The organism is Corynebacterium sp. UMB8791, from assembly GCF_054166365.1.
On record NZ_JBSZCG010000096.1, the window covers coordinates 1 to 304 of the forward strand.

Genomic DNA, 304 nt, shown 5'->3' on the forward strand with positions numbered 1-304 from the left:
CGCATGTCCTCCTAAAGGAGATAAACCACATCATTACCAGTTTAAAGTATGGGCTCTAAAAACTGAAAAGATTCATGTAGATTCTAACTCCAGCGGATCGTTAGTTGGTTATATTCTTAATGCTAATAAAATCGCAACCGCTGAGATAACACCAGTTTATGAGATAAAGTAGGGTAAGAGTATGCTGGCAAAAGATAAGACTAACCTAAAGATTGAAGAAATACGGATGCATAAACATCATGAGATTCACAGGGTTAAGCCTCTTATGCCAGCTTTATGTCGTATCCGTCAGGGAAAAAAAGTT

Annotated in this window: 1 pseudogene; it reads left to right on the forward strand. The window is 37.5% G+C overall.

The features are described from left to right. A pseudogene (locus ACXIUA_RS02615) lies at nucleotides 1-172 on the forward strand (hypothetical protein); the annotation flags it as partial. Between the last annotated feature and the right edge of the window lie 132 nt (nucleotides 173-304).